The sequence below is a fragment of the Thermovirga sp. genome (assembly GCF_017656375.1).
Classification (GTDB): domain Bacteria; phylum Synergistota; class Synergistia; order Synergistales; family Thermovirgaceae; genus Thermovirga.
This window is the reverse complement of the sequence record NZ_JACDOB010000046.1, coordinates 1-7,381: the sequence shown is the minus strand read 5'-3', so window position 1 is coordinate 7,381 and position 7,381 is coordinate 1. Positions and strand designations below refer to the sequence as shown.

Annotated in this window: 9 protein-coding genes; 2 read left to right on the top strand and 7 right to left on the bottom strand. The window is 45.6% G+C overall.

From position 1 onward, the window contains the following. The 7 genes from H0Z23_RS08310 to H0Z23_RS08280 all read right to left on the bottom strand — a co-directional run. Positions 1 to 911, bottom strand: a 911-nt coding sequence (locus H0Z23_RS08310) for an MBL fold metallo-hydrolase (RefSeq protein WP_296868979.1), incomplete at its 3' end; no start/stop codon positions are given. 31 nt (positions 912 to 942) lie between these two features. Beyond that, on the bottom strand, positions 943 to 1,896 hold the full coding sequence (locus H0Z23_RS08305; RefSeq protein WP_296868978.1) for a TAXI family TRAP transporter solute-binding subunit: 954 nt from the start codon (positions 1,894 to 1,896) through the stop codon (positions 943 to 945). An 81-nt stretch (positions 1,897 to 1,977) separates the two neighbouring features. Then, positions 1,978 to 2,268, bottom strand: a complete 291-nt coding sequence (locus tag H0Z23_RS08300; protein ID WP_296868977.1) for a DUF1634 domain-containing protein — start codon at positions 2,266 to 2,268, stop codon at positions 1,978 to 1,980. Next, positions 2,265 to 3,080, bottom strand: coding sequence for a sulfite exporter TauE/SafE family protein (locus H0Z23_RS08295; RefSeq protein WP_296868976.1), 816 nt, complete (start codon positions 3,078 to 3,080; stop codon positions 2,265 to 2,267). The genes H0Z23_RS08300 and H0Z23_RS08295 overlap by 4 nt, the downstream gene beginning before the upstream one ends. 157 nt (positions 3,081 to 3,237) lie before the next feature. Then, positions 3,238 to 3,897, bottom strand: coding sequence for a thiamine phosphate synthase (thiE, locus tag H0Z23_RS08290; protein ID WP_296868975.1), 660 nt, complete (start codon positions 3,895 to 3,897; stop codon positions 3,238 to 3,240). After that, positions 3,881 to 4,714: a bifunctional hydroxymethylpyrimidine kinase/phosphomethylpyrimidine kinase gene (thiD, locus tag H0Z23_RS08285; protein WP_296868974.1), complete on the bottom strand. Its 834-nt coding sequence runs from the start codon at positions 4,712 to 4,714 to the stop codon at positions 3,881 to 3,883. Before thiD ends, thiE begins: the two co-directional genes overlap by 17 nt. Before the next feature lie 278 nt (positions 4,715 to 4,992). Then, entirely contained in the window at positions 4,993 to 6,207 is a 1,215-nt protein-coding gene (locus H0Z23_RS08280) for an HD family hydrolase (protein ID WP_296868973.1), read from the bottom strand. Between the two features lie 236 nt (positions 6,208 to 6,443). Between H0Z23_RS08280 and H0Z23_RS08275 the strand changes: the two genes are divergently transcribed. Next, complete coding sequence (locus H0Z23_RS08275) at positions 6,444 to 7,166, top strand: 4Fe-4S dicluster domain-containing protein (RefSeq protein ID WP_296868972.1); 723 nt, start codon at positions 6,444 to 6,446, stop codon at positions 7,164 to 7,166. 33 nt (positions 7,167 to 7,199) lie between these two features. Next, the coding region (locus H0Z23_RS08270; protein WP_296868971.1) for a PAS domain-containing protein at positions 7,200 to 7,381 on the top strand (182 nt) is incomplete at its 3' end.

Below are 7,381 nucleotides of genomic sequence, written 5' to 3'. Positions count from 1 at the left end.
TCCTTCTCCCTTTCTTTTAGGTCCTCCGGAAGGGAGTGGAAGTCCTCAAGGAGTGGGTCATTTTCTATAAGGTACTCCATGAGCTTTTCTTTATTTACGGCATCTTTTGAGCTTATTTTGTTATTTTTGATGAATTCGAGACACAGCTTCTGCCAGCGTAAAAGCTGTTTAGAGGATTCGTCCAGCATTTTCTCTACTTCGTAAGTGTAGCCAAAATGGGCGTAGCACATGACCTTGGCGGGTATTTTTTTTAGTGTTTCTATTGATTCGAGCGCCTTATCTATATAGAACCTGGGTGGAGTAGCAGGTCTAAGGATGAATGTTCCGTCGTCTTTTCCGGGGTATGCGAACCCTCTTCTTCCGTAAGTCCCTGCTGCCTCTCCGACGAATAGTACCTTTCCTGCAGGGGTGTCGTAAAAGTAGGACCGGTGGTGTGGGGCATGTCCTGGGGTGTCCAAAGCCGTAATCCCCTCCAATGGCAGCGGATCGGGCAAAAATGCTGCTTCTTCCACGGGCTTTGGCTCGCCGTACTCTAGGGCTATTTCTCCCAACACTTCCAGGCTTCCCTTCCACAGCCTTTGAGGATTTACAAGGTGCGGCTTGCCTTTGGGGTGGACTGCAACTTTGGCTTCTGGAAATTCTTCGAGGACCTCAGCAAGCCCACCCGAATGATCAAGGTGGATGTGGCTTATCAGTATGTAATCCAGGCGTTTGATGCCTTTATCTTCAAGCTGTTTCAGCAGAGTTGGCACCGTGGAAGCTGGGCCGGAGTCAACGAGGATAGTTCTCTTATTTACGTCATCCTTTAAAAGCCATATGCCAAGGAAGTGGTGGTAACCGCGACGGCTGCAGGGCAAGTCCATCAAGCTCAAGGTTATTCCAGGAGAAATTTCAAAGATCCAATCTTCCATTAATCTTACCTCCATCTCTTATGCGAAAATTTTAAGGGGTTACTTTTTCCAGCTCATTGTAATATTTTCTTGCCCCTTCATGGAGAGGGATCAAGATGTATTTTATGTTTTCTGGAGTGGCTGTCTTCATGGTTTTTCTGCATATTTCTAATTTGTCCCTGGAAGCAAAAAAATGTTTTGCTAGCTGATAAACTAGCTCGGCATCAAGGTCCTGGTGCACTGCCAGGATATTCCAGCTTGCGTAAGTTTTTATGTCTTTATCCTGTCCTTTGTAGGTGTTTGCCGGTATCGTAAAAGGCACCCAATAGGGGGTCTCGTAGATGACTTTTCTTATTATAAGGTCTGGAATTCCTATAAATTCCACAAGGTTTTGTTCGTTGGCCTCCTTTACTCCAGCCATTTCCAAGGTCCCTACCATTATGGCAGCGTCAATTTGCTTCTTCTTGAAAGCCTTTGCTGTTTCATATACACCCAAGTTTACCTCTTGTATGTCTTTTTCTGGATTTAGCCCTGCGGCCTTAAGCAGCTGCCTTGCGGTTACCTCTGTGCCGCTTCCCTTGGCACCTATGGAGATCCTTTTCCCTCTGAAGTCCCCAATGTGTCTTATCCCGCTGTCTTTTGCCACCATTAGCTGTACAGGTTCTGGATATAGCGGAGTCATAGCCCTGATGAATTTCTGGGGGTTCCCCTCGTATTTCTCCATGCCCTGGTAGGCATAATAGTAAAGCCCGTCCAAAAAGGCTATTTGGGCCTTGCCCTCCTGCATCATTTGTATATTGCTGACAGTACCGCCCGTGACCAAGGGTGTCACCTGTATGTTCGGTATGGCTTTGTTCCATATTTCGGCCAGGGCTTTGCCTAGTGGATAATAGGAACCTCCAATGCTGCCTGTTGCTATATGTACGTACTTGACTGCCGATGCCACATTGGAGAACCCTGTTAACAGCATCAACACTATAACTATGCCAATGGCAATCCTTCTCATGCATATTTCCCCACCTTTCGTTAGAGGAAATCTCGATAGCTATTGTATTAATAATTAGTTACTATTATAAAGTAAAGCCATCTACATTCCTATGGCTTGTAGTATGCCTCTTAGAAGAATTACTATTGTAATCAAAGAAATTATGGCATTTACCCATTCCTTTGTGCGAAGGAAAAAGATCAGGCAAGCCAGTATGGAGAGGAAAGGAGTTATGAGAAGGAGCATTAAGCCAAAGTTTAATAGCAGCTCGTTCCCAGGAAACATTATTCCTTTATCTAAAAATCCCATGAGGAGCCCTGCGGTTATTATGAAAAGTGCCCCAGCTAGGCCCCAAACCATTATTTTGCTAACTAATTGTTCCAGGCTCTTCATAGAACAGCACCTATTCCTTTCATGAACATTTCCAGGGCAATTATTATTAAGAGTATGACAAATATGAAGTTTATGTAGCGGCTCTTTATTTTCCCTGCGGCCAGGGCACCTGCTCGAGCACCTAGAAAGATGCCTAAGACGGCAGGTATAGCCAATTCGGTTTTTACAAGGCCTTCTCCAAGGTAGATTAGGGCGCTTGCTGATGCGGTTATTCCTACCATGAAAGAGCTTGTAGCTGTCGCGGCCTTTAATGGTATTCCCATAACCAGCCTCATTAAAGGCACTTTTATTGGGCCGCCGCCTATTCCTAACAGAGCAGACATGGCTCCTGCCGTAGAGCTTAACACTGTGCCGGCAAGTAAATTTTTAGGGGCATAACTTACTTTGTTACCGGTGGAAGGGTCGATAAATTCGTTGCTCAAGTTAAGGGAAGATTTCGTGGCTTTTCTCTCTTCGGAAGGCAGGCTATTGTTTTTGCTTTTTTCGCTGCGCCACATTGCTATGGCCGTATATAAGGCCACGAAAGAAAAAAGTAGTGCGAGGAATTCTTCTTTTATGTAAATAGCTATAGAGCTCCCAATGACAGCCCCTAGGACGGTTGTGGTTTCCAACAGCAATCCCAACCTGAGGTTGGTGAAACCCTTTTTAAGATATATGCTCGAGGATGCCACAGAGGTCGCTACCACTGCTATTAGGCTCGTAGATACAGCGAACTTTATAGGAACGCCCACGAGCAATGTGAGGGCAGGTACCAGGAAAATGCCTCCCCCAAGCCCTAGGATCGCTCCAAAAGTTCCCGCAAAAAGAGACAACAAAAAAATGATCAGAACTATCCCCCCACCTTGGGGGTCAGGTCTTTATTTTTGGTGTTTTTGTTATTTCCCAACCGACCCCCAAAACAATCAAGCCTTATTCATTCCATTCAAAGCACCCACGATACTTTCTAGTTAAAATCACAGGTGATTTATCCTAGCATGAGACCTTCCATTCATATTTTTCCAGTTCTTTTTTGAAAAATTTTGCTCTTTCCTTCGGGTTTTCGGCCCCAAATATGGCACTGCTAACGGCTACCCCGCAGGCCCCAGCTTCCATGACCTCTTTTACGTCTTTTAATGTTATTCCCCCGATGGCCACGCACGGAATGGAAACAGAAGCCTTTACCTTCTTGAGCCCCTCTATGCCGATTATCACAGTATCCTTCTTTGTCCTGGTGGGAAACATGGCCCCCACCCCGAGGTAATTTGCTCCAGCTTCTTGTGCCTCTACGGCTCTTTGCGGTGTTCTGGCTGTGGCTCCAATAATGAATCCTTCTGGTGCAATTTTTCTGGCGACCTTGATGGGTAAATCTTCCGTTCCCAAGTGTACGCCGTCGGCATTCGCTGCTAAGGCTACATCCAGCCGGTCGTTTACGATGAAAAGGGCCTCATACTCGTCGGCCAGGCGTCTGAAGGCCAGGGCGTACTCGTATAGTTCCTTTGAAGTTGCATCCTTGCACCTTAGCTGTATGGTCGTCGCCCCTCCCTCTAATGCAGCCTTTGCTTGTTCTACCAGGGAAAGCCCTCTTCCAGAAGTAAGGTCAGGGATAACGTAGAACCTAAGCATTTTGGCAAGATCAGTCAATTTCCTCACCTACCCATGATGGTACTACAAAATGCCCCACAGGCCCTGCCCCCTTGCCTGGCTTAAAGCTCCGCTTGAGTGCCATCTGAAGATATGTAATGCCTCGTGCTACAGCTTTTTCCAACTGGCAGCCTGAAGCGAGCTCGGCAGCAATGGCTGCACTCAGGGTACATCCTGTGCCATGGGTGTTCTCCGTATGGATCCTGGGATGGCTGAATATTCTAACTTTCCCATCTATGAACAATAAATCCTGTACCTCTTCTGATGCTCGGTGGCCGCCCTTTATGAGAACGGCTTTAGCACCCATCTGGGATATCATTGAAGCTGCCCTTTTTGCAGATTCCATATCTTCAATAGAAAACCCCACTAGTTTTTCTGTCTCCGGGAGGTTGGGAGTCACAAGCAATGCGCGCTTTAAGAGTTTTTCCTTCAAGGTAGAAACAGCTGAATCGTCTATTAGAGAGTGGCCTGTTTGAGATATCATCACCGGGTCGATTACAACCTTTTGTGGAGCGAAAGCGGATAAAACTTCACAAACGGCTTCTATTACCCCAGAAGAGGCCAGCATGCCGGTTTTTATAGCGCCAACAGAGAAGTCGGACAAAACTGCCTCCATCTGCTTTTTTATGCTTTGTGAGGAGAGCACCTCTATATGGCTTACCCCCAGGCTGTTTTGGGCCGTTACTGCCGTTATGGCACTGGTGCCGAAAACCCTCAAAGCAGCGAAGGTCTTCAGATCGGCCTGTATGCCTGCCCCTCCTCCCGAATCGCTTCCCGCTACGGTCAAAGCTATGCCTCTGTAGCCTGTACTGTTTAAGTTCGTCACCTCTGGTTCCTCCTTTTGAGGAGTAAGATTTAAAGGTCCAATAGAACCTATCATTTTATAACATACTAAGAGGGAGGATATAACTCCAAGGAGTTACCTTTGCGTCTTAAACGGGGTGCTGGCGGGCATCTAGTGAGTGTTATATGCTCCTTCACTCAAAGAGATGAATATGGGTGGAACGTTCAGGTTTTCATATTTTGAGCTGTTGCCAGCTCAAGAATCCTCACTCTATCTTGCAGGAAACACCAAAAATAAAGACCCGACCCCAGGTGTGTTCTTTATTTCACTACTTCACCATATTCCATACTTATTTCCTGGGCTAGCTGTCGTAGAGAAAACCATTCTGAAGTTTTCAGCTTTTCCAGGTAGTTAGCGGCAGTAGTTTGCATCTCGGGGATGGCAGGATTATTTTCCAGCTCGAGAATGCACTCTATTACCAGGGCCAGCATGTCGCATTGTTTAGTAAAAGAGCTAACAGAGAAAGCTTCTGCCATGCTCAACTCATTCAAAAGGCCTTTTGCTTCAACGTCTTCTTTTACCTTAAAAGGCATGGTTTCTTTGATGACCTTTCTCTGCTTGTCTTCCACCATGTCCCACAGGGGGGTTTCTTCATTTGACGCCGCAAGTTCGTTAATTTTTTGTTTTACTGGGGATATTACATCTCCTGTTAAGCTCTCCAGAATATCGTGAAATAGAGATAGCAATACAGATTCGATATGGAATTTCCCGCCTGCAAATATCTCTAATCCGTATATTGGAGCAAACATCTTTTCCTCGTAGAGAGAATAGACTGCTGCCAAGAGGGCCACCACATAGGTGTGGGCTAGGACACTGCTTTCTAGGGTGCGCTTGATTCGGTTCCATCGAATCAGGTATTTCAGGTTCCGTACGGTTAGGAAGTATTCCCTGTGGTTTTCGATTATTGTGTCGTATTCTTCGTAATTAGGAATTTCTTTTATGCTCTTTCTGATCTCTTCTTCCCGTTTAATGTAAGCACTCTCGTATACTTTTTTGTTTGTAATGCATTCTTCCAGGGCTGCCTTTCTTTTGCAGTAATTGAAGATGCTATCTACGAGCTTAATGATTTTCGGTTCTTCACTGTCCAGCTGAAGTTTTGCTTTCATGTATGGCAAAAGTTCGCCACCTATGGGCCTGGGAAAGAGAGGTGCGATTTTATGTGCTGCTTCGTTTCGGAGGGTTTCGTAGTAATTTTCACCCCTTTTCTTGTCCTTAACTGGTATATTCTCAAGGGATTCTATGGTGTGTCTTGGAATGTCCGATATTTCGAACTTGGTGAAAGACTGAAGCAGCGCACGCAGGATGAGGTGGTCGACGAACTTGTCATTTTCGCCCATCTGTCGGGCTATCGCGTAACCCAGGTGGGCAACGTACGCTGCATTCTCTGCCTCGGTCCATGTCTCTATGCGGGGCAGAAAGTTCCACCGCTGCATGCTCATTAGCCTTTTTAATGCTGAAATCAGGCTTCTTGCCATGACCTCAACCCCTTTCTGGGTTTCATGTTTAGTCTAATTTTAGCATGATGAATAAGGCTCTAATGTTAAACAGCTTTGCGGAAGCCAAAACTTTAGGTCAGGTTTCTCTTGAAAAGTGAGGGAGTGGGGAATGTCTATTGCAAAAAAACACCAAAAATAAAGACCTGACACCGAAGGATGTGCTATGGTGCTTTGCAGGTAAAATTTGCTAAACTAAGAAATAACTATTGGAGGAGGTGATTGGTTTGCCTTTTTTTGAAGACCTTAAAAACATGCTTACTGAAAGTGGTGCAGCATTGGTTGGTTTTGCAGACCTTCGTGATGTGACACCCTACCCGGAGCTGCCCTACGGCATATCCATAGGCTTTGCCTTGGATCCAGAGATTATAAGCAATATCACAAACGGGCCAACCCATGAATATGCGAGGCTTTATGACCATGCTAACCAGTCCTTATGGCGCCTGGGCATATTGGCCGAAGAGATGATCTTGTCAAGGGGAGGCAGGGTCAAGAATTTGCCGCCCACCATAGACAAAGTTCCTGAAAACTTGAGGACCATCCTGCCTCACAAGACCGTGGCCACCAAAAGCGGCCTTGGATGGATCGGAAAGTGCGCTCTTTTGGTCACCAAGGAGTACGGTTCGGCTTTGAGGTTTACTTCTTTATTGACAGACCTTGAGCTTCCTGTGGGTGAACCTATCACAGAATCTAAATGTGGTGAGTGTAAGGATTGCCTGAAGGCTTGCCCTGTTTCTGCCCCTTCTGGAAAGAATTGGAACAGTACTTTCGACAGGAAAGACTTTTTCGATGTATGGAAATGTTACGAAAAGACAAAAATTGAGGCTTCCCGACCCGAGATAGGCAAACTCATATGCGGAATGTGTATTGCAGCGTGCCCATATACGAAAGATTACATAAAAAGAAGCGGCATAAAGCAATTGCCATTAAACAGCCATTAAAGAGCAAAAACTCTTGTAGGGGAGGTGATGAAGGTGAAGGTTGATTTCGACAAGAAATTTTACGAGGAAATAATCGAAAAATTGAATGATGGATTATATATAGTTGATACAAACAGAGTGATAAAGTTTTGGAACAAGGCTTCGGAACGCATTACGGGATTTTCTGCCGAGGAGGTTGTTGGCTCGTCCTGTTCGGACAACATTCTTATGCATGT